This is a genomic window from Bacillus cereus group sp. Bce041 (genome assembly GCF_052646455.1).
This window is the reverse complement of record NZ_JBQXON010000002.1, coordinates 459,198-480,723: the sequence shown is the minus strand read 5'-3', so window position 1 is coordinate 480,723 and position 21,526 is coordinate 459,198. Positions and strand designations below refer to the sequence as shown.

Below are 21,526 nucleotides of genomic sequence, written 5' to 3'. Positions count from 1 at the left end.
AAAGGTGTGAAAATTTAGATGACAAAATGGAAACGAGCAAACCCGAATGGAACGAGAGATTATTTATTCGAAGAATGTACGTTAATTGAAGAAGTAGAACAAAAATTAAGGCTTACTTTTTTAGAGAGAGGTTATGAGGAAATAAGAACACCTACAATTGAATTTTATGATGTTTTTGCATTTCAAAATAGACCGATAGATGAAGAGAAGATGTATAAATTTTTTGATGAAAAGGGAAGGATTATCGTTTTACGTCCAGATATGACAATTCCTTTAGCGAGAGTTATTGGAACACAGAGATGGGATACGCCACTTAAAGTGACGTATAGCGGGAATGTATTTCGAGCGAATGAATCCCATTCTGGAAAATATAATGAAATCGTACAAAGTGGTATTGAAGTTATCGGGATTGATAATGTAAGAGCTGAAATTGAATGTGTAATAAGTGTCATTCAAGCACTTCAAAAGTTGAAGGTGCAATCTTTTACAATTGAGATTGGGCAAGTACAGTTATATAAATGTATTGTAAAAAAACTCTCCATCCAGGATGAAGAAGAAAGGGTACTTAGAACGTATATAGAAAGTAAAAATTATGCAGCCCTCTCAAATTTTATCGGAGAAAAGAAATTAGATCGATGCGATGAGACAGTAAGATTACTTGAGAAATTGCCAAGGCTATTTGGAAATTTAGAAGTTATTGAGGAAGCAGAAAAGCTTGCTTCAAGTAATGAAATGAAAATGGCAATTGCAAGAGTAAAAGAAATGTATGAAACAATTGAAATGTTAGGATATGGTTCTTACATATCAATTGATTTGGGCATGATTCAACACTTAGATTACTATACGGGTGTTATTTTCAAAGGATATATATATGAAATTGGAGAAGAAATCGTTAGTGGCGGAAGGTACGATGAGCTAATTGGGAATTTTGGAGAAATGCTGCCAGCTGTTGGACTCGCGGTACAAGTAAATCAAATTGTGAAGGCGCTGCAAGAGCAGCAAGAACCATATGAACGAAATCAAATTGATATTGTGATTCATTATGAGTTAAATAGATTAGCGGAAGCAGAAAGGCTACGAAATTTACTTCGAAAGGATGGGAAAAATGCTTGGTTATCTCTATTCTCTAATTTAAGCGATACCTTTCAATTTGCAAGAAAAAATAAAATAGGAACGGTCGTTGAGGCAAAGAATGAATACTTAGTGGAATATGTATGGAATGAGAAATGGGTAGTCCAGAAAGAAGGAGAGGCTTCATGCGTAACATTCAAATTGCGTTAACGAAAGGAAGATTAGAAAAACATGTCATTCCACTTTTTGAGCAGATTGGAATTGATTGTTCCGAGCTCAAAAATAAAGGTCGGAAGCTTGTATTTCAAAGTAAAAATACAAATGTTTCATTTATTTTAGTAAAAGCGATTGATGTTGCTACTTATGTAGAACATGGGGTAGCTGATATTGGCATCGTTGGAAAAGATATTTTAATGGAAAACGAGAAAGATATTTATGAAATGCTGGATTTAGGAGTGGGGATTTGTAAGTTTTGTGTTGCTTCTATTCCTACGTATAATCCGAAGAGTTACCGGAAGAAAAGAATCGCTACGAAATACCCCCATATTACTTCTACTTATTATCATGATAAGGGAGAGGATGTAGAAATTATTAAGATAGAAGGTTCTGTAGAAATCGCTCCTCTTCTTGGATTGGCAGATGCGATTGTAGATATTGTTGAAACAGGAAAAACATTACAAGAGAATGGACTCATTGTATTTGAGGAAATGTACTTTATATCGGCTCGGATGATTGTAAATAAGGCAGCCTTAAAAACTAAAAAAGACGAAATATTCAGCATTATAAATATGATGGAGCAAGAAATCTTATCAGGGAAATAGGAGGATTTAAAATGGAAATCATTTATGAAGAATTTAAGGAGGCATTATCTAAAATAAAAGTGCTAAGAGAAAACGCTAATATAATAGAAGAAACTGTTCAAAGAAGTGTAAGAGAAATCATTAGACATGTAAGGGAAGGGAAAGATGAGGCTTTATCTTTCTATACAAAAAAGTTTGATGGTGTAGAGATGAAAGATTTTCGTGTAAGTGAAGAAGAAATACAGCAAGCGAGTATGTTTGTAGAGAATTCATTTTTAGAAGCTTTAAAAGAGGCGAAGAAAAACGTTGTTTCGTATCACGAAAAGCAAAAGAAGCACTCAATATTCGATTGTGAAAGTAAAGGGATAATTAGAGGGCAACTCATTCGGCCGTTAGAAAATGTAGGTGTATATGTACCGGGTGGGACAGCCTCATATCCTTCTTCAGTATTAATGAATGTATTGCCGGCGAAACTCGCAGGTGTGAAAAAGATTGTAATGGTAACACCGCCGAGGAAAGGAGGAATTGATCCGCATATATTAGCTGCTGCAGATCTTGCGGGAGTAGATGAAATTTATACGATAGGTGGCGCACAAGCAATTGCTGCTTTAGCATACGGGACGGAATCGATTCCGAAAGTGGATAAAATAGTTGGACCGGGAAATTTGTACGTCGCTCTAGCGAAACGAGAAGTATACGGAATAGTAAATATCGATATGATTGCTGGTCCATCAGAAATTGTAGTTGTCGCGGATGAAACAGGTAATGCAAAATATATCGCAGCGGATTTATTATCGCAAGCAGAGCATGATGAGAGAGCAACGGCGATTTGTATTACAACGAATATAGAACTAGCTAAAGAAGTAGAAAAAGAGGTAGAAAGACAGTTGGAAACGTTACCAAGAAGTGAAATTGCACGTGAATCAATAAATAGAAATGGAGCCATCTTTATCGTTCCTTCTTTAGAGGAGGCACTAAAGTTATCAAATGAAATTGCTCCAGAACATTTAGAGTTACATATAAAAGAACCAATGAATGCTCTAGATTATGTGAAACATGCAGGCTCTATTTTCCTTGGGCCATATTCACCTGAACCGCTCGGGGATTATTTAGCGGGACCGAATCATGTATTACCAACGAGCGGAACGGCAAGATTTTTTTCTCCGTTATCAGTCGATGATTTCGTGAAAAAATCAAGTTTTATTTCTTATACGGAGGAAGCATTAAAAAATGTACAGCATCATATTGTAGAGCTTGCAAATAAAGAAGGGTTACATGCACATGCGAGAGCAATCCAAATAAGGTTTGAGGAGGAACAATAATGCGTCAGTCCAGTCAAGTACGTGAGACGACAGAAACAAAAATTAAATTAAGTTTGCAGCTTGATGAAAGTACAAATGTATCTATTCAAACGAGGGTTGGTTTTTTCGATCATATGCTTACTTTATTTGCTAGACATGGAAGATTTGGATTGCAAGTTGAAGCAGAAGGTGATGTATTTGTCGATGCACATCACACCGTTGAAGATGTTGGAATTGTACTCGGAAATTGCTTGAAAGAAGCATTGCAAAACAAAGAGGGAATTAATCGTTACGGTTCTGCGTATGTACCGATGGATGAATCTTTAGGATTTGTCGCAATTGATATAAGTGGACGCTCATATTGTGTATTTCAAGGGGAATTAACAAATCCGAAGCTCGGGGATTTTGATACAGAATTGACGGAAGAATTTTTTAGAGCAGTTGCACATGCTGCCAATATTACATTACATGCGCGCGTTCTGTACGGAAGTAATACACATCACAAAATTGAAGCATTATTTAAAGCTTTTGGTAGAGCGCTTAGAGAAGCGGTCGAAAAAAATGCCAACATTACTGGTGTAAATTCAACGAAAGGAATGTTGTAATTGATTGCCATTATAGATTATGGAATGGGGAATATTCGCAGTGTAGAGCAAGCATTAAAATATATTGGCGCAGAGTACATTGTAACGAGTGATAAAAAAGAGATATTGAGAAGCGATGGCGTGATTTTACCGGGAGTAGGTGCATTTCCGAAAGCGATGGACGTATTAGAAGAAAGAGATTTAGTGTGTGTACTAAAAGAAGTTTGTGACATAGGAAAACCACTCCTCGGTATATGTTTGGGTATGCAACTTTTATTTGAACGAAGTGAGGAACTAAAAGATTGTAGAGGGTTAGGTTTACTACCAGGGGAAATTCGTAAGTTAAAAGTTTCGTATAAAATTCCTCATATGGGATGGAATGAATTAAGGAAGGAAAGAGAATTTCCGCTTTGGAATGGATTAGTGGATGGTTCTTTCGTGTATTATGTTCACTCATATTACGCGGATTGTCCAGATGAAATTGTATGCGGAGTAAGTGATTATGGAATGCAAGTACCAGGGTTTGTCGCGAAAGGAAATGTATTTGGTGCACAGTTTCATCCAGAAAAAAGTGGCGAAATTGGCATGCAAATATTAAAAAATTTTCAAGGGGTGGTAGAAGCATGGAAATCTTCCCAGCTATCGATTTAAAAGAAGGACGATGCGTTAGACTTTATCAAGGAGAGTTTAGTAAAGAAACGGTGATGAATGAAGATCCAGTAGCGCAGGCGATCATATTTGAAAAGCTTGGAGCGGAAATACTACACATTGTTGATTTAGACGGTGCAATTGCTGGCGAGTCTTTAAATTTGCCCGTCATTGAAAAAATCTGCAAGGCGGTACGTATTCCTGTGCAAGTGGGAGGAGGAATTCGTTCACTTGTAACGGTGGAGAAGTTATTGTCAGCAGGTGTAGAAAAAGTGATTTTAGGAACAGCAGCTCTTTATGATAAGTCATTTTTAGAGGAAGCAGTTCGTCTATATAAAGAGAAAATCATTGTTGGAATTGATGCAAAAAATGGTTTCGTAGCAACGAGAGGTTGGCTTGATCTATCTGAAATTTCTTACGTTAGTTTAGCGAAACAAATGGAAAGTTTAGGTGTTCAAACGATTGTGTTTACAGACATTTCGAAAGACGGGACGCTTGCAGGTCCAAATTTTGAACAATTAGCGATACTTCAAAAAAGTGTGGGCATTCGTCTCATCGCCTCTGGAGGGGTGGCATCTATTCAAGATGTGAAAAAGTTAAATGATATGAATATATATGGTGTCATAATTGGAAAGGCGCTTTACGAGAAAACGATTGATTTAGAAGAAGTATTACAGGTAACGAAGTTATGTTAGCGAAACGAATTATTCCATGTCTAGATGTGAAAGAAGGGCGAGTCGTAAAGGGTGTAAATTTTATAGGATTACAAGATGTCGGTGATCCGGTTGAAATAGCTGAAGCATATAACGAGGCAGGGGCAGATGAAATCGTATTTTTAGATATTACGGCGACTCATGAAGGAAGAAAAACGATTATAGATGTTGTAGAAAAAACAGCAGCAAAAGTATTTATTCCTCTTACGGTTGGCGGGGGGATATCAAGTGTGAAAGATATGTACAATTTACTAAGAGCTGGGGCAGACAAAGTTTCAATAAACTCAGCGGCAGTGCGAAACCCGAAGTTAATAGAAGAAGGGGCAGAACACTTTGGATCACAATGTATTGTCGTGGCAATTGATGCTAGAAAAGTAGCAGAAGGTAAATGGAACGTATATGTCAACGGCGGAAGAGTTGACACAGGAATGGATGCCATAGAATGGGCGAAGCGTGTTGTTAAACTTGGGGCAGGTGAAATTTTGTTAACGAGTATGGATGCAGATGGAACGAAAAGCGGATATGACCTTCGTTTAACAGAAGAAATTTCAAAAAGTGTTTCTATTCCAGTCATCGCATCAGGGGGCTGTGGTCATACGGATCATATTATAGAAGTTTTTCAAAAGACAACAGTTGATGCAGCGTTAGCGGCATCCATCTTTCATTATGGTGAGGCGACAGTGCATAGTGTAAAGCGAAAATTAAGAGATGCAAATATTGAGGTGCGGTTATGAAACCTAATTTTTCAAAAGGATTAATACCGGCAATTGTCATCGAAGAAGGTACGAAAGACGTTTTAATGCTAGCTTATATGAATGAAGAAGCATATGAAAAAACGTTAGAGACGAAAAGAACATGGTTTTATTCTCGTTCTAGGCAGTCGTTATGGAATAAGGGGGAAACATCAGGGAATGTTCAATATGTACAATCTTTATATTTAGATTGTGATCAAGATTCAATTGTTGTGAATGTGAAACAAGTAGGACCTGCTTGTCATACGGGAGAGAAGACATGTTTTCACTATCAAATTATATAGGGGGATACATATGGAAAATGCCTTTAAGTTGCTGTATAAAACAATTGAAGAACGAAAGGAAAGCCCACTTCCTGAATCGTATACAAATTATTTATTTTCAAAAGGAGAAGATAAAATTTTAAAGAAGATTGGTGAAGAGTGTGCTGAAGTAATTATCGCATGTAAAAATAATGATAAAGAAGAAGTAGTGAAAGAAATGGTTGATGTATTTTATCACTGTTTCGTTTTATTAGCTGAAAAAAATATTGCATTGGAAGATGTCATGCGAGAGGTGAAAGAACGAAATGGAAAGCTTTCGAAAGTTGGGGATAGAAGGGAAATAGATACATTATAAGGGGAAATGTATATGAAAGTAGATTATCATCTTCACTTAGAAGAAGGACCGTATTCAATAGGATGGCTTGCTAAAATAAATGAAGCATTGGAATGTTATGAACCGCTTCAAGAAAGGCATTCTATTGATTGGCTTATGAAAACACAAGAGCGTTTGCAAAAGCGTGTGAAGGAAGGGCCATTTACAACAGAATGGATAGATCTATATTTAGAAGAAGCTGTGCGAAAAGGAATAAAAGAAGTGGGAATTGTTGATCATCTATATCGTTTTCATGAAGCAAAAGGATATTATGAAAAATATGTAGATATTAGTGATTCTAAGCTCGGTCGTATACAGAAGGAATGGTTAGATCAAGTAAGGGTAGTTTCACTGTATGATTTTACAAAGGCAATTGAAGAGGCGAAAGAACGATGGGGGAAAAGAGGTGTCACACTTAAACTTGGAATTGAAGCGGATTATTTTATTGGTTGTGAAGGAGAGTTAAAAGAATTATTAGCGCTAGGAGACTTTGATTATGTAATTGGTTCCGTTCATTTTCTAAATGGCTGGGGATTTGATAATCCAGATACGAAAGAATATTTTGAGGTGCATGACCTACGCGCATTATATGATATGTTTTTTAAAACAGTTGAGAGTGCGATTCGTATCGAGTTATTTGATATTATCGCTCATCTTGATAATATAAAGGTATTTAATTATCGATTGGATGAGAATGAACAGCTTTCTTATTATGAGGAAATTGCCTGTGCATTAGTAGAAACGAATACGGCAACAGAAATAAATGCAGGATTATACTATCGTTATCCTGTTCGTGAAATGTGCCCAAGTCCACTATATTTACAAGTATTAGCTAAGTATGGTGTTCCAATTACGATTTCTTCGGATGCCCATTACCCAAATGATTTAGGGAATTATGTACAAGAAAATGTACAAACATTACGAGCTCACGGTGTTACTCAGGTTGCAACATTTACGAAGCGAGCAAGAGTAATGAGGTCGCTTGAAGAAGAAGTAACAAATTCAAAATGAAACGCAATTTTTTGATGAAAACTGTTCTTTTTGTTCAAAATAAGAAAGAATGAAAAGGAGGGTAAGAAATGGCGAAACAACAAAATAAACAAAATGTACAAGGTGCACAGCAACAAGCTTATACTTCTGAAACGAATGCTGCATCTCAATCGGTTATTGAGGAGCAAATTAGCGATACGGTTGCAGAAGGAACTATTGATGTGAAGCTCGGAAAAGAATCGCAGGAAAAAGCGTAAGAAAAGGGGAGAGTTGCATCTCCTCTTTTTTCATGGAAAAGTGTCGATTTTCAAAACTATAATCAAATTCCTTGGTTTTTATATGTGGATTTCTTACAATGAAATATAAGAGATGTCTTATTTTCTATAGAAGAGGTGTTAGTAGTGGCAAAAATATTAGTAGCGGGAAAAATTCCGGAAATTGGATTAGAACTATTAAAAGATCATAATGTAGAAATGTACAATAAAGAGGAGTTAATTTCTATAGATGAATTAACAGAGCGTGTAAAAGATAAAGATGCATTGTTAAGTTTACTTTCGACAAAGGTGCCAAAAGAAGTTATTGATGCAGCGCCTCATTTAAAGATTGTTGCAAACTATGGTGCTGGTTACGACAATATTGATTACACGTATGCGGGCGAAAAAGGAATTGCAGTTACGAATACACCGAAAGTATCAACGGAAGCGACTGCAGAATTAACATTTGCACTTCTTTTAGCAGCGGCGCGTAGAATTCCTGAAGGGGATACGTTATGTCGTACGACTGGATTTAACGGATGGGCACCGTTATTTTTCTTAGGACGAGAAGTTCATGGTAAGACAATCGGAATTATAGGTCTTGGAGAAATTGGGAAGGCTGTTGCAAAACGTGCGAAAGCATTTGGAATGGATGTTTTATATACAGGGCCAAATCGTAAGCTTGAAGCTGAAAGTGAACTGGGAGCAACGTATGTGACGTTGGAAGAATTATTACAAACAGCAGACTTTATTACAATTAACTGTGCTTATAATCCAAAATTACATCATATGATTGATGAAGAGCAGTTTAAAATGATGAAGAAAACAGCGTATATTGTAAATGCTTCACGTGGACCAATTATGAATGAAGCAGCACTTGCTCATGCATTAAAAACAAATGAAATTGAAGGAGCAGCTCTTGACGTGTTTGAATTTGAACCGAAAATTACAGAAGAGCTAAAAGAATTAAAGAATGTAGTACTTGCTCCACATGTAGGGAATGCAACATTTGAAACTCGTGATGCGATGGCTGAAATGGCTGTCAGAAATATTTTAGCTGTATTAAACGGCGAAGAGCCAGTAACACCTGTAAATCAAAAGGTATTAGTTACAAAATAAAAAGAAACCTTCCGGACTCGGAAGGTTTTCTTATTTTTCTTTATTCGCTTTTTTAGACGGTCTTTGTCTAATGAATTGAGATAACATGTACAAAATATATAGTGGAATGGCAATGAATAAGAAAACAGAAAAATTTCCAAATCCTGTTTGATACATTGTAATAATGATTCCAACTAAAAATAGTGTAATAATGATGCTATATCGTGGAATTGGTACATCTTTTAAACTTGGGATACGAATGCGGCTCACCATTAAAAATGCGAACGTTACAAATACGGTAATAAGAACGATTTTTGGAATGGTATGTGAAAATAATGTTAAGAAAGCAACAAGCCCTCCCGCTGCTGTAATCGGTACTCCAGTGAAATATTTCATTGAAGTAGAAGATGGTGTTACATTAAATCGTGCTAAACGATATGCTCCGAAAAGAGGGAATAATCCCGCTATGTATAATCCGATGATTCCGTAGTTTGAGAAAGATGTGTAATACATTAAAACAGCTGGTGCTGCACCAAATGTTACGACATCTGCAAGCGAGTCGAGCTCTTTTCCCATTTGTGAATCAACACGTAATAAACGAGCAACACGACCATCAAGACTATCTAACATCATCCCGATAAGTACTAAAATAGCAGCTGATTTATAATATCCTAAAGATGCATAGCCGATTGATAAAAATCCGCTATATAAATTTCCGAGCGTAAATAAGTTTGGAATAGCTGCTCTATACAAAATCTGATCCCTTGCTTTCTGTAATAAATTCTTAATTAGTGTATGAAAGTTTACTTATTTTATCATACCATAAATTTATTCCTCATACGAAAGAAATTACCAATTTGTGAAAGATTTCATAGAAGGATGGTTTGAAAATTAAGTGAAAATAAAAAGAGGAAGCAACTTGTATAAAGTTGCTTCCTTTACTATTCAAATTTCGTTGTCATCGTTCCAGTTTTATATCGATTATTAGGATCGAAGCGTAATAAATCTCCATAAATTAATTTGTCGGAGAATTTTAATTCTGTTTTTGCTTTTTCAATATACGGCTGACATAGCGTCATGTCAGCTTCTTCACCCGTACTTCTTTTGTAGCACATATTTTTTGTATAAACATACTCTTCAGAAACAAAGCTACCATCACGCATTACCATAAGCGGGTCTTTCTCTTTAATAAATAAGTCAGTTCCAAATTCAACGGATTTATTTGTTTTAATACCAAGTAAATGAAGGAGCGTTGGCTTAATATCAATTTGACCGGATACTTTAGAAACAACTTTTCCTTCTTGGCCAGGCACATGAATAATAAGAGGGACTCGTTGTAATTGCATAGAATCGAATGGTGTAATAGTATCTTTTCCTAGGAACTGTGCCATAGCTGCGTTATGGTTTTCGGAAATACCGTAATGATCACCATAAATGACAATAACGGAATTATCATATAATCCTTCTTCTTTTAATTGTTGAATAAATAATTTAAGAGCTTCATCTGTGTAACGAACAGTTGGGAAGTAGCGGTTTACAACACCACTTTCCGAGTTGAATTCATCAACATATTGATCTTCCGGATTTAGAAGAAACGGAAAATGATTTGTTAATGTAATAAATTTTGTATAGAACGGTTGCGGTAAAGATTTTAACTTTGGAATAGATTGTTCAAAGAACTCTTTATCTTTTAATCCCCAACCGACAGACATTTGCTCCGTTCCTGCGTAATCATTTAAATTAAAATAACGATCATATCCAAGCGCAGGATACATTACATCCCGATTCCAAAACGTTTTATCGTTTGAATGGAAGACGGCAGAAGAATATCCGTATTTCTTTAATTGTTCTGGTGTCGCTGTGTATTCATTTGTTGCATGAGTAAAGAATACAGAACCACGATCTAGCGGATAAAGTGAGTTTTCAACGATAAATTCAGCATCAGAAGTTTTGCCTTGTCCAGTTTGATGATAGAAGTTATCGAAATAGAAACTATCCTTAATAAATTCATTTAAAAATGGTGTAATTTCTTTTCCATTTATTTTTTTATTAATAACAAAGTTTTGTGTAGATTCCATTGAAATTAAAATTACATTTTTACCTTTTGCAGCTCCAAATAAGTTTTTATCAACTTGTTTGTCTTTTGAGTCTGTATAGTTTTTAATTTCAGAAAACCCATCCCCACTTGCAAATACACGCTCAGCTGAAGACTTGGATTGAAGCGTAATATCAAATAGATGGTATGTGTATAAACCTAAATTCTTCACGACAGTTTGACGGTCAAATGAGCGCGAGAACATTTGTGGTTTATAAATAACTGATACAACAATTTGTAGTGCTAATAAAGCTGTTACACCGCTAAAGAAAGTTCGCTTCTCTGAGCGGGAAAGTGGTGTTTTGTCGCCAAATGATGGGAATTTACGTGAAATAAACATTAAAATAATTGCATCTGCAAATAAAAGTAATGTTTTGTACGTAAAGAGTTCTTTTATACTTGTCCCTAAATCAGCCATATTGTTTGTTTGGAATAAAACCGGGAAAGTAACGAAATCGTTATAGAACCCATAAAACATTGCGTTTCCAAATAAAATAAATGACAGTATAAAACTGATTCCAATTATAATTCGGTTTCGGTGCTTAGATGCAAGTAAAGCTAAGCCGAAAAATAAAAGTAACGCAGCTAGTGGATTGATAAAAAGCATGAATTCTTCAAAGAAATTATCAATTTTAATATCAAATGCTAGCTTGTACACAATATATGTTTTAATCCATAGTAAAACGACTGCAACGAGTGCAAATCGCAGTTTTGGAAACAGATGTTGTAGCATAATATACTCCTCTCCTAAAAAGCATGACAGTTCTTGTGAGTCAGTTTGCTTAACGACTCATTTTATATATACGAACAGTCCTTTGTTATTATGATTATTATACTATGAGTATCATTATACGAAAATAAAAGAAGGTTGTGGGCTTTTTTATAATAATCGAGTAGAAAAAGAGTGGTGGGAGACAATAAAACAGAATTTCTATGTATGATAATTATCGTACGCAGAAAGAATCGCGTGATAATACGGAGGTTATAATGCGAAAATTATTATATTTTATAGCATGCAGTAGTGTTATACTTTTTACTTCACCGAGTGTGTCGGTAGCCCAATATGATGCACCTCTTATGGAAGATGCACTTTATTCTGTTTTATTTCCAAAAATAAATAAAGCAATTGAAAAACAATATGGAAGTTTGAAACCTTATCAATGTCCTAAAATTATTAGTTTAAAAAAAGTGTATAGCGGTACATATTTATTTCAAGCAAGTATTGAAGTGACAAAGTATGAACGTGTTGCTGGGAAAATTGCTCCACCATTTGAGAAGGTAACGATTACATTTAATAACGAAGAAGGCGAATGGGAAGTGACAAAGATTTCAGTAAAGCGCTTACCAAATGATACGAAACTAAACTGTAAAAAAACAATATAAAAAATTGTTTGACAAATAAAATGGTCCTTTGGTATTGTTAATAGCAACAATTAGATGTTTGAAAATTAAATAGACTTACCTCATCTACTCTCAAAGGTAGAGGCCGCGATAGGAAAGAGTAAGCTATGGGAGATTTAATGGAATCTGTGATCATAGGTTGAAAGGGACTATTGCCGAAATATAAGAATAACCATCTTATTCATATATTGGGACTGCATTGAATAAATGTAGTACTGTCATAAGATTTATTTTATGGAGAGCTATTTGGAGATGTTGATGCGGTTTCTTATTTTGAGGAGATAACAACTCGTTTATTTTTTCAATATATATTTTTCCTAATAAGAAACGCGTGTGAACATTGTTCCGCGCGTTTTTTGTCTATCTAAAAGCGTGCTGCAATGAATAGAAGATTGGGGTTATGAGTTTTAGAGGAAATAAGGGAGGAATTTAAATGTATTTACACGGCACAAGCCGAATTAATGGGCAAGGACACTTAGAAATTGGAGGGTGCGATACGACGCAGCTAGCAAAGCAATACGGAACACCACTTTATGTATACGATGAAGAGTCTATTCGAGGAAAATGCCGAGCATTTCATCGTGCTTTTAAAGAAAGTGGTTTCTCTTATCAAGTAGCATATGCAAGCAAGGCGTTCTTGTGCATGGAGATGTGCCGAGTAGCTCGTGAAGAGAGTATGTCATTAGACGTTGTTTCTGGGGGAGAATTATATACTGCGCTCCAAGCAGGATTTCCGGCATCACGTATTCATTTTCATGGAAATAATAAAACAGAAGAAGAAATAGTGATGGCTCTTCAGGCGAATATCGGTTGTTTTGTCGTAGATAATTTCTTTGAATTAGAAGTTTTACACGATTTAGCGATGCAACATGGGAAATTTGTGAACATATTAATTCGTGTAACGCCTGGAGTAGAGGCGCACACACATGAATATATTACAACAGGTCAAGATGATTCGAAATTTGGATTTGGTGTTTCAAACGGTCAAGCGATGCAGGCAATTGGATTTGCTTTACAAAAATCAAATTATAATGTGCTAGGGATCCATTCACATATTGGGTCGCAAATATTTGAAACAGCTGGTTTTGTTCGAGCAATTGAAGTTCTTCGCCAATTTTTAGAAGAAGTGAGAGAGCAAACAAACTATGTAGTAAAAGTGTTAAATGTAGGCGGGGGATTTGGAATACGTTACACAGAGTCAGATACACCATTAACTCTTGAGACATATGTGCGAGCTGTAACAAGTGCAGTGAGAGAACAATTTACTGTATGTGAATATCCATTGCCAGAAATATGGATTGAGCCAGGCCGTAGCATTGTAGGTGATGCTGGGACAACAATTTATACAGTTGGATCTGTGAAAGATATTCCTGGTATTCGGAAATATGTATCAGTCGATGGTGGAATGACAGATAATTTAAGACCTGCTTTATATAGTGCGCGTTATGAAGCGATGTTAGCGAATCGAGGGAATGATGAGAATGAGGAACTCGTTTCGATTGCTGGGAAATGCTGTGAGAGTGGAGACATGTTGATTTGGGATATTCATTTACCGAAAGTCGCTGCTTCTGATTTACTAGCAGTTTCCTGTACAGGAGCATACGGGTACTCGATGGCGAATAATTACAATCGGATTCGAAGACCAGCCGTTGTCTTTGCAAAAGGCGGAACATCGCAAGTAGTTGTGGAACGCGAAACATATGAAAATATTATTGGGAACGATCGCATACGTATTAAAGAGCTTGTCTAAATAGGAAAAGGAGTTGTTCGAATGGACAATTCCTTTTTTATAAAATAAAATAATTAAAATATATCGGAAAACTAGGATTGAAAAAAATCAGAATTGTGATAAAATACAAATACAAAGCTTATCAAGAGAAGCGGAGGGAACTGGCCCGAAGAAGCTCGGCAACCTGCTTATAGAAAGCAAGGTGCTAAATCCAGCAAAATGGGATCCATTTTGAAAGATAAGGTAAAATATATTACCGAACAGTCTTTTCGAAATGGGAAAGATTTTTTTTATGAATAAAAAGGGGGGCTGTTCGCGTGAGTGTACGGGAACATTTTGATGAAGTATCCGAGAAGATTGAAGCGATGCTTGCTGATATGAAATATGGTTCAATTACAATTGTTGTGCAAGATGGAAAAGTAATTCAGTTAGAGAAAAGTGAAAAAGTACGTTTAAAGTGAAAAGCGCTGACTAGAAAAACTAGAGGCGGTTTTAACCTATTTTCATTAGGTTAAAACCGTCTTTTTGCTTTTACAGGGGGAAAAAACATGTTGACGTATGAAACGTGGGAAGAAAATGTTGTTTCGTTTTCGGAAGAAGATGAAACAAAAGGTGCGTTATCAGTATTAAATTGGGCTTATAAAGAATATAAAGATGAGGTTGTCTACGCATGTAGCTTTGGGGTGGAAGGTATGGTATTGCTGCACATTATAAACCAAGTAAATCCATCTGCTAAAGTTGTATTTTTGGATACAAATGTTCATTTTCAAGAAACGTATGAATTAATTCAAAAAGTGCGGGAACGATTTCCTTCATTGAATATTATAGAAAAACAGCCAGAACTTACACTTGATGAACAGGCGAAGTTGCATGGTGAAAAACTGTGGGAGAGCAATCCGAATCTTTGTTGTAAGATTAGAAAAATTTTACCTTTAGAAAAATCATTAGTCGTGGAAAAAGCATGGATATCGGGCTTAAGAAGGGAACAATCAGAAACACGTAAGCATACAAAGTTTATAAATCAAGATCATCGTTTTCAATCTATTAAAGTTTGTCCACTCATTCATTGGACGTGGAAAGAAGTTTGGCGATATGTATACAAACATAGCTTGCCGTATAACCCGTTGCATGATGTTGGCTATCCAAGTATTGGGTGTGAGAAATGTACGTTACCTGTAGGGGATGGTGGCGATTCAAGAGATGGTAGATGGGCTGGAAAAGTGAAAACTGAATGTGGTCTTCATTACCAATAAGATGAATCTTGAAATAAAGCTAAGAGAGGATATAGAAAAATGAGCATAGTAAACGAATTAGTAAACCGTATAGATGAGACATATGACGTATCACAAATTGAAAAAGAAATTAAATTAGACAATATTGCGTTAAGTGATTTAGAACTATTGGCGACAGGTGGATATAGCCCCCTTACTGGTTTTTTAGGGAAGGAAGATTATGATTCTGTTGTAGAAACGCTTCGTTTAGCAAATGGTAGTGTGTGGAGTATACCGATTACATTACCGGTAACAGAAAAAGTCGCAGAAAGCCTGAAGGCTGGAGAGGAAGTAAAGCTTGTCAGCAATGGAAATATATACGGTGTCATTCAAATAGAAGATATTTTTGTACCAGATAAAGAAAAAGAAGCGTTACTTGTATATAAAACAACGGATGAGGCTCATCCAGGAGTGAAAAAATTATATGAACGACCAAACGTTTACGTTGGAGGAACTATTATTCTAACAAAACGCTTTGAAAATAATCAATTTCCTTCTTATCATTTAGACCCAATTGAAACGAGGGAAGCATTTAAAAAACGTGGGTGGAAAACAGTGGTCGGATTTCAAACGAGAAACCCGGTACATCGTGCCCATGAGTATATTCAAAAATCTGCTCTTGAAATTGTAGATGGTCTCTTTTTAAATCCGCTCGTCGGAGAAACGAAATCGGATGATATTCCTGCTGATGTAAGAATGGAAAGCTATGAAGTACTTCTTCAAAACTATTATCCGAAAAATCGTGTCTTTTTAAGTGTATTTCCTGCTGCCATGCGTTACGCAGGACCAAGGGAAGCGATATTTCATGCGTTAGTAAGAAAGAATTTTGGATGTACCCACTTTATAGTAGGGCGTGATCATGCTGGAGTAGGAGATTATTACGGAACGTATGAAGCGCAAGAAATCTTCACAAATTTTACGATAGAAGAGTTAGGAATTACACCACTATTCTTTGAACATAGTTTTTACTGCACGAAATGTGAAGCGATGGCTTCAACGAAAACATGTCCGCACGGAAAAGAAGATCATGTTATTTTATCGGGTACGAAAGTAAGAGAATTATTAAGAAACGGTGAGATTCCACCAAGTACATTTAGTCGTAAAGAAGTAGTGGAAGTGCTAATTAAAGGCTTGAAAAAAGAAGTAGTAACAGAATAGGGAGAGAACGAGATGGATACGAATATTACTTGGCATACAGCTTCGGTTTCAAAAGATGAGAGAAGAGTGAAGAATGGACATCATAGTTTTGTAATTTGGTTTACTGGTTTATCAGCTTCGGGTAAATCTACAGTAGCGAATGCGGTCGCTCGTAAACTGTTTGAAAAGAATATTGGAAATTATGTGCTGGATGGGGATAACATTCGCCACGGTTTAAATAAAGACTTAGGATTTTCTGAAAGTGATCGCATGGAAAATATAAGACGTATTGGCGAAGTGGCAAAGTTATTTGTAGACCAAGGAGCAGTTGTCCTTACAGCATTTATTTCACCATTTCGAGTAGACCGCAAACAAGTAAGAGATTTATTAGCGGCAGATGAATTTATTGAAATTTTTGTGAAGTGTCCGATTGAAGAGTGTGAGAAACGTGATCCGAAGGGACTTTATAAAAAGGCAAGAAAAGGTGATATTAAGGATTTCACAGGTATTGATTCGCCTTATGAAGAGCCAGAGCAAGCGGAATTAATTGTAGAAACGCACAAATATTCTATTGAAGAATGTGCAGAACAAATCGTGAAGTACTTACAAGAGCGTAGTTTTATATAGGGGGATAAACAATGAGTTATGAAAAAGTATGGGCTAACAATGAAAAATTAAATCAGACCGAGAAAAATAAATTAGAAAAAGATGGCTTAGAAATTTTTAATGATATTCCTTACTATGCGGAAAATGGTTTCGAATCTATTCCGAAAGAAGAGTGGGATGCCTTTAAATGGGCAGGCTTGTATTTACAAAGACCGAAAGAAGCTGGTTATTTTATGATGCGGGTAAATATTCCGTCAGGGATTATTACAAATGCACAGGCAGAAGTACTTGCTTCTATCGCTGAAGATTATGGACGTGATGTAATAGATATTACGACGAGACAGGCGATTCAGTTTCACTGGTTAGAAATTCAGCAAATTCCAGATATTTTTAAAAGATTAGCAAGAGTTGGGTTATCTTCAGCGGGGGCTTGTGGTGATATAACGCGGAATATTACAGGTAATCCGCTTGCTGGCATTGATGCAAATGAACTATTCGATACAACGCATATTGTGAAAGAAGTATATGATTACTTCCAACATAATGAAGAGTTTTCTAACTTGCCACGTAAATTTAAAATGTCTATTAGTTCTAATATTTATAATTCAGCCAACGCAGAAATTAACTGTGTTGCATTTACGCCTGCAACGAAAGAAATAGATGGTGAGAAAAAAGTTGGTTTTCATATAAAAGTAGGTGGAGGATTATCAGCTCGACCGTATTTAGCTGATGAATTAGATGTATTCGTTTTACCAGAAGAAGTGAAGGCGGTGGCGATTGCGATTGCTACTATATTCCGTGATTTTGGATATCGTGAAAAACGTCATTTAGCTCGGTTGAAATTTCTTGTTGCGGACTGGGGAGCAGAGAAATTTAAAGAGAAACTAATAGAGTATACAGGGCCTTTACAAAGTAAAGGGGAAAGTGCACTCAAAGGATGGAATGCAGGCTATTTTTATGGTGTTCAAGACCAAAAACAAAAGGGATTAAAATATGTAGGTTTTAATGTACCGGTAGGTCGTTTACATGCAGAAGAAATGTTTGAGATTGCAAGAATCGCAAAGCAATATGGAAATGGACAAATTCGTACATGTAACTCGCAAAACTTCATTATTCCGAACGTTCCTCCGGAAAATGTAAAAGGATTACTTAGTGAACCGCTGTTTGAAGCGATATCTGCTAGCCCGAAATCATTTATTGGTCATGCGGTTTCATGTACCGGTATTGAATATTGTAATCTTGCACTAGTAGAAACGAAAGAAAGATTACGAAAAATTGCAGAATACTTAGATACACAAATTGCACTCGATGTTCCAGTTCGAATTCATATGGTAGGCTGCCCGAATTCATGTGGTCAACGTCAAATTGCTGACATTGGGTTACAAGGGGTGAAAATGAAAACGAAGGAAAAAGGCATTGTTGAAGCGTTTGAAATATACGTTGGTGGAACATTGTTAGATGGCGGTGCCTACAATCAAAAGTTAAAAGGAAAAATAGATGGTGAGGATCTACCTGATGTACTCGCATCATTTATAAGTTATTTCAAAGAGAATAAATTACCAGCCGAAACATTTTATGATTTTGTAGGTCGTGTTGGTGTAGATACATTACAAATAGCGTTAAATAACGTGCTAGAAGAAGTAATAGCGTCTTAGGAGGGACGATATGGATTTATATCGATTTGAAGCTGTGTTAGTAAATAGTATTGTTCCGATTGTTGTTGTTGCTCAAAGTGAAGAACAGGCATTTAAGCTTGCGGAGATTGAGCTTGAAAAGCATTTTTTACCGTTGCCAGAGGTAAAAGAGATTTCTTTGTTTGAAAAAAAGAAGATTCGAAAAGGTGGGGCATTTGTTATCCATGAGTAGAGATCAGTAATACGAAAAAATAAAAACTTCCATTCTTATATACGAATGGAAGTTTCATTTTAATAGAAGAAATGAGGAGAGATGATGGGAAAGGTTTATATTGTTGGAGCGGGTCCTGGCGATCCAGATTTAATTACTGTTAAAGGGTTGAAATGTATTGAGAAGGCAGATGTTATTTTATACGACCGACTTGTGAATAAAGAGCTGCTTTCATACGCAAAGCCTGACGCGGATTTAATTTATTGCGGAAAACTCCCGAATTATCACACGATGAAGCAAGAGACAATTAACACGTTTCTTATTAAGTATGCGAAAAAAGGAAAAGTTGTAACGAGGCTTAAGGGCGGCGATCCATTTGTGTTTGGTAGAGGGGGAGAAGAAGCTGAAGCATTAGCAAAGCAAGGTGTACCATTTGAAATCATTCCTGGTATTTCAGCTGGAATAGCTGCTCCTGCTTATGCGGGCATTCCAGTGACGCACCGTGATGCAAGTGCAAGTTTTGCTATTGTGACTGGGCATAGGAAAGAAGGTGCTGAAGAAGAAGTGAAATGGGAAAGTTTAGCGAAAGGTGTAGAGACTTTAGCGGTATATATGGGGGTTAGTAATTTGCCCTACATATGTGAGCAACTTATGAAGCATGGAAAAGATAAAAGTACGCCAGCTGCTATTATTGAGCAGGGGACGACGTCTATGCAACGCACAGTTGTTGGAACGTTAGGGACAATTGTAGATGTTGCGAAAAAAGAGCAAATTCAAAATCCGAGTATGATTGTAATTGGAGAGGTTGTCCGTTTTAGAGAAAAAATTCATTGGTTTGAGAAGCAGACAGAAAATGCTTATCAAGTAAGTGGAGTGTTGTAAAATGAAAGCCGTCTTATATATATGTCATGGAAGTCGTTTGAAGACAGCGAAAGAAGAGGCGATTCAATTTATTACATCGTGCATGAGCCGTATAGAAGCGACTATTCAAGAAGTTTGTTTTTTAGAGTTAGCGAATCCTTCTATTGAAGATGGTTTTCGTACATGTGTGAAGCGTGGGGCCACTGAGATTATTGCTATCCCTGTTTTTTTATTAGCGGCAGGTCATGTAAAAAAAGATATCCCTTTTGAATTGGAAAAGTTAACTAATCAATTTTCGGATGTTAAAGTGACCTATGGTAATCCGTTTGGTGTATCAGAAACACTTGTTAAATCGGTGTATAGCGGAAGTGGCATCGAACAGGAAGATAAAAATGAAGTGACGTTACTTCTTGTTGCAAGAGGGAGCAGTGATCCTGAAGTATTAAGAGATATAAACTGGATTGCTTCTTTATTTCAAACAAAAGAGAAGGTTAAAAAAGTAGAAGTTTGTTATTTAGCGGCTGCAGAGCCAAAATTTGAGGAGAAGTTAAAGGAAGTTGTAGAACGAAAAGAAAAGAACATCGTTGTACTGCCTTACTTGTTATTTACAGGTTTACTTATGAAACATATTGAAAAAGAAGTGCGCCAATATGAAGTGGAAGAGATAAAAATCAGTCCATATTTAGGGAAGAGTGAAGCGTTTCAAGATATGTTAATTCAGAAAACGACGGAGTTATTGAAAGGAGATCAGTATGTATCCACTTACAGTGCGAGTTAATGAGAAACGCGTTGTTGTTATTGGCGGGGGAAAAGTTGCAGGATTTAAAATTATTCCTTTACTCAAACAGGGTGCGGATATAGTTGTGATAAGTCCAGAATTAGATGCGAATTTAGTAAAACTTGTGGAAGAAAAGAAAATTCGTTGGTATCAAAGAGAATATGAAAAAAGTGATATTAAAAGTGCTTTTTTAGTTGTTGCAGCGAGTAGTGATTCAATATTAAATGAACAAGTTGCTGAAGATGCCGCTGAGAATCAATTAGTAAATGTTATTACAAATCCGGAAAGTGGTAATGTTCATTTTCCGGCAGCGATTCATCGTGGTTTACTTAATATAGCAGTTTCTACTGGGGGAGCGAGCCCGAAGCTCGCAAAAAAAATTCGAGATGATATTGCAAATAAATATGATGAGACATATGAATCGTATTTAGATTTTTTATATGAAGTAAGGTTGAAGTTAAAAGATTTACAGTTAGAAAAGAGGGAACGAAATATATTGCTCCAAGAAGTGTTGAAATCAGTATATGTGCAAAATGAGGGGAAAAGAGAAAGTTTTTTACGAGAATTAGAGGAAAAGGTTTTAAAATAATAAAAGATAAAGTGCGCTTTACAAATATAAAAATATAATTTATAATCACAAGTAACTTCAATAGATGAAATCGATGAGCAAGAAGAGTACGTATATTTGATGCGTTCAGAGAGCTGGGGTTAGGTGGGAGCCCGGTACGATAAAATATACAGAATGGGCTTGCGAGAGGTATGTTGAACATTGTAGTAGGCAACCCGGGTTCCGCCGTTAAAAGGATAGAGTATCGGAATTATTCCTGTACTTGAACAAGTGGGATTTATCAATCCAATTGAGGTGGTACCACGGTATTTACATTACATATATCGTCCTCTACATGCATATTTGCGTGTAGGGGACTTTTTTATTTTCTAAAGGAGGTGTGCGAGTA

General features: G+C 36.2%; 25 protein-coding genes, 2 riboswitches and 1 other annotated feature. Of the genes, 23 read left to right on the top strand and 2 right to left on the bottom strand.

Annotated features, from left to right (window positions below):
- Positions 1 to 18 precede the first annotated feature (18 nt).
- The 12 genes from ACUN13_RS08430 to ACUN13_RS08375 all read left to right on the top strand — a co-directional run bounded on the left by ACUN13_RS08430 (position 19) and on the right by ACUN13_RS08375 (position 8,868).
- Positions 19 to 1,281: an ATP phosphoribosyltransferase regulatory subunit gene (locus ACUN13_RS08430; protein WP_000170296.1), complete on the top strand. Its 1,263-nt coding sequence runs from the start codon at positions 19 to 21 to the stop codon at positions 1,279 to 1,281.
- On the top strand, positions 1,257 to 1,892 hold the full coding sequence (gene hisG, locus ACUN13_RS08425) for an ATP phosphoribosyltransferase (protein WP_025688963.1): 636 nt from the start codon (positions 1,257 to 1,259) through the stop codon (positions 1,890 to 1,892). Before ACUN13_RS08430 ends, hisG begins: the two co-directional genes overlap by 25 nt.
- Positions 1,893 to 1,903: 11 nt before the next feature.
- Positions 1,904 to 3,193, top strand: coding sequence for a histidinol dehydrogenase (gene hisD, locus ACUN13_RS08420; RefSeq protein ID WP_025688964.1), 1,290 nt, complete (start codon positions 1,904 to 1,906; stop codon positions 3,191 to 3,193).
- Positions 3,193 to 3,777, top strand: coding sequence for an imidazoleglycerol-phosphate dehydratase HisB (gene hisB / locus ACUN13_RS08415; RefSeq protein WP_001249960.1), 585 nt, complete (start codon positions 3,193 to 3,195; stop codon positions 3,775 to 3,777). The genes hisD and hisB overlap by 1 nt, the downstream gene beginning before the upstream one ends.
- Positions 3,778 to 4,407 (top strand): imidazole glycerol phosphate synthase subunit HisH, encoded by a 630-nt coding sequence (hisH, locus tag ACUN13_RS08410; protein WP_000560359.1) that lies wholly within the window; start codon positions 3,778 to 3,780, stop codon positions 4,405 to 4,407. It abuts the gene before it with no gap.
- Positions 4,380 to 5,099: a 1-(5-phosphoribosyl)-5-[(5-phosphoribosylamino)methylideneamino]imidazole-4-carboxamide isomerase gene (gene hisA, locus ACUN13_RS08405; protein ID WP_000402298.1), complete on the top strand. Its 720-nt coding sequence runs from the start codon at positions 4,380 to 4,382 to the stop codon at positions 5,097 to 5,099. Before hisH ends, hisA begins: the two co-directional genes overlap by 28 nt.
- The gene (hisF, locus tag ACUN13_RS08400; protein ID WP_025688968.1) at positions 5,093 to 5,851 is read left to right on the top strand and encodes an imidazoleglycerol phosphate synthase cyclase subunit; all 759 of its coding nucleotides are present in this window, start codon (positions 5,093 to 5,095) and stop codon (positions 5,849 to 5,851) included. The genes hisA and hisF overlap by 7 nt, the downstream gene beginning before the upstream one ends.
- Positions 5,848 to 6,153 (top strand): phosphoribosyl-AMP cyclohydrolase, encoded by a 306-nt coding sequence (gene hisI / locus ACUN13_RS08395; protein ID WP_000803955.1) that lies wholly within the window; start codon positions 5,848 to 5,850, stop codon positions 6,151 to 6,153. The genes hisF and hisI overlap by 4 nt, the downstream gene beginning before the upstream one ends.
- A gap of 10 nt (positions 6,154 to 6,163) precedes the next feature.
- On the top strand, positions 6,164 to 6,487 hold the full coding sequence (hisE, locus tag ACUN13_RS08390) for a phosphoribosyl-ATP diphosphatase (protein WP_025688971.1): 324 nt from the start codon (positions 6,164 to 6,166) through the stop codon (positions 6,485 to 6,487).
- Between the two features lie 12 nt (positions 6,488 to 6,499).
- Complete coding sequence (locus ACUN13_RS08385) at positions 6,500 to 7,516, top strand: histidinol phosphate phosphatase domain-containing protein (RefSeq protein ID WP_088344763.1); 1,017 nt, start codon at positions 6,500 to 6,502, stop codon at positions 7,514 to 7,516.
- 68 nt (positions 7,517 to 7,584) lie between these two features.
- A complete protein-coding gene (locus ACUN13_RS08380; RefSeq protein WP_001118878.1) occupies positions 7,585 to 7,752 on the top strand; it encodes a YozQ family protein in 168 nt (55 codons plus the stop codon).
- A gap of 144 nt (positions 7,753 to 7,896) precedes the next feature.
- Positions 7,897 to 8,868, top strand: coding sequence for an NAD(P)-dependent oxidoreductase (locus tag ACUN13_RS08375; protein WP_001062858.1), 972 nt, complete (start codon positions 7,897 to 7,899; stop codon positions 8,866 to 8,868).
- 30 nt (positions 8,869 to 8,898) lie between these two features.
- Here the strand turns inward: ACUN13_RS08375 and pssA are convergent, their stop codons facing one another.
- Complete coding sequence (gene pssA, locus ACUN13_RS08370; protein ID WP_000285417.1) at positions 8,899 to 9,600, bottom strand: CDP-diacylglycerol--serine O-phosphatidyltransferase; 702 nt, start codon at positions 9,598 to 9,600, stop codon at positions 8,899 to 8,901.
- Between the two features lie 188 nt (positions 9,601 to 9,788).
- Complete coding sequence (locus ACUN13_RS08365; protein ID WP_025688976.1) at positions 9,789 to 11,675, bottom strand: LTA synthase family protein; 1,887 nt, start codon at positions 11,673 to 11,675, stop codon at positions 9,789 to 9,791.
- A 254-nt stretch (positions 11,676 to 11,929) separates the two neighbouring features.
- On the opposite strand from ACUN13_RS08365, the gene ACUN13_RS08360 reads away from it, so the two are divergent.
- The 11 genes from ACUN13_RS08360 to ACUN13_RS08310 all read left to right on the top strand — a co-directional run bounded on the left by ACUN13_RS08360 (position 11,930) and on the right by ACUN13_RS08310 (position 21,159).
- Entirely contained in the window at positions 11,930 to 12,325 is a 396-nt protein-coding gene (locus ACUN13_RS08360; protein ID WP_001228823.1) for a DUF3888 domain-containing protein, read from the top strand.
- Between the two features lie 89 nt (positions 12,326 to 12,414).
- A riboswitch (Lysine riboswitch) is annotated at positions 12,415 to 12,596 on the top strand.
- A gap of 180 nt (positions 12,597 to 12,776) precedes the next feature.
- Positions 12,777 to 14,093, top strand: a complete 1,317-nt coding sequence (gene lysA / locus ACUN13_RS08355) for a diaminopimelate decarboxylase (protein WP_000280676.1) — start codon at positions 12,777 to 12,779, stop codon at positions 14,091 to 14,093.
- Between the two features lie 115 nt (positions 14,094 to 14,208).
- A riboswitch (SAM riboswitch) is annotated at positions 14,209 to 14,317 on the top strand.
- A 72-nt stretch (positions 14,318 to 14,389) separates the two neighbouring features.
- On the top strand, positions 14,390 to 14,533 hold the full coding sequence (locus ACUN13_RS08350; protein ID WP_000116158.1) for a YezD family protein: 144 nt from the start codon (positions 14,390 to 14,392) through the stop codon (positions 14,531 to 14,533).
- 87 nt (positions 14,534 to 14,620) lie between these two features.
- A complete protein-coding gene (locus tag ACUN13_RS08345) occupies positions 14,621 to 15,325 on the top strand; it encodes a phosphoadenylyl-sulfate reductase (RefSeq protein ID WP_000959020.1) in 705 nt (234 codons plus the stop codon).
- A gap of 39 nt (positions 15,326 to 15,364) precedes the next feature.
- On the top strand, positions 15,365 to 16,501 hold the full coding sequence (gene sat / locus ACUN13_RS08340; protein ID WP_089607297.1) for a sulfate adenylyltransferase: 1,137 nt from the start codon (positions 15,365 to 15,367) through the stop codon (positions 16,499 to 16,501).
- Between the two features lie 12 nt (positions 16,502 to 16,513).
- Positions 16,514 to 17,107, top strand: coding sequence for an adenylyl-sulfate kinase (cysC, locus tag ACUN13_RS08335; RefSeq protein ID WP_000380499.1), 594 nt, complete (start codon positions 16,514 to 16,516; stop codon positions 17,105 to 17,107).
- A gap of 11 nt (positions 17,108 to 17,118) precedes the next feature.
- The gene (locus ACUN13_RS08330) at positions 17,119 to 18,741 is read left to right on the top strand and encodes a ferredoxin--nitrite reductase (RefSeq protein WP_025688979.1); all 1,623 of its coding nucleotides are present in this window, start codon (positions 17,119 to 17,121) and stop codon (positions 18,739 to 18,741) included.
- Between the two features lie 10 nt (positions 18,742 to 18,751).
- Entirely contained in the window at positions 18,752 to 18,952 is a 201-nt protein-coding gene (locus ACUN13_RS08325) for a DUF3906 family protein (protein WP_000366914.1), read from the top strand.
- A gap of 84 nt (positions 18,953 to 19,036) precedes the next feature.
- Entirely contained in the window at positions 19,037 to 19,813 is a 777-nt protein-coding gene (cobA, locus tag ACUN13_RS08320; protein WP_000521262.1) for a uroporphyrinogen-III C-methyltransferase, read from the top strand.
- 1 nt (position 19,814) lies between these two features.
- Positions 19,815 to 20,570, top strand: coding sequence for a sirohydrochlorin chelatase (locus ACUN13_RS08315; protein WP_016122165.1), 756 nt, complete (start codon positions 19,815 to 19,817; stop codon positions 20,568 to 20,570).
- On the top strand, positions 20,545 to 21,159 hold the full coding sequence (locus ACUN13_RS08310) for an NAD(P)-binding protein (RefSeq protein ID WP_000283356.1): 615 nt from the start codon (positions 20,545 to 20,547) through the stop codon (positions 21,157 to 21,159). The genes ACUN13_RS08315 and ACUN13_RS08310 overlap by 26 nt, the downstream gene beginning before the upstream one ends.
- A 64-nt stretch (positions 21,160 to 21,223) precedes the next feature.
- Positions 21,224 to 21,472: a binding site (T-box leader), on the top strand.
- Positions 21,473 to 21,526 lie beyond the last annotated feature (54 nt).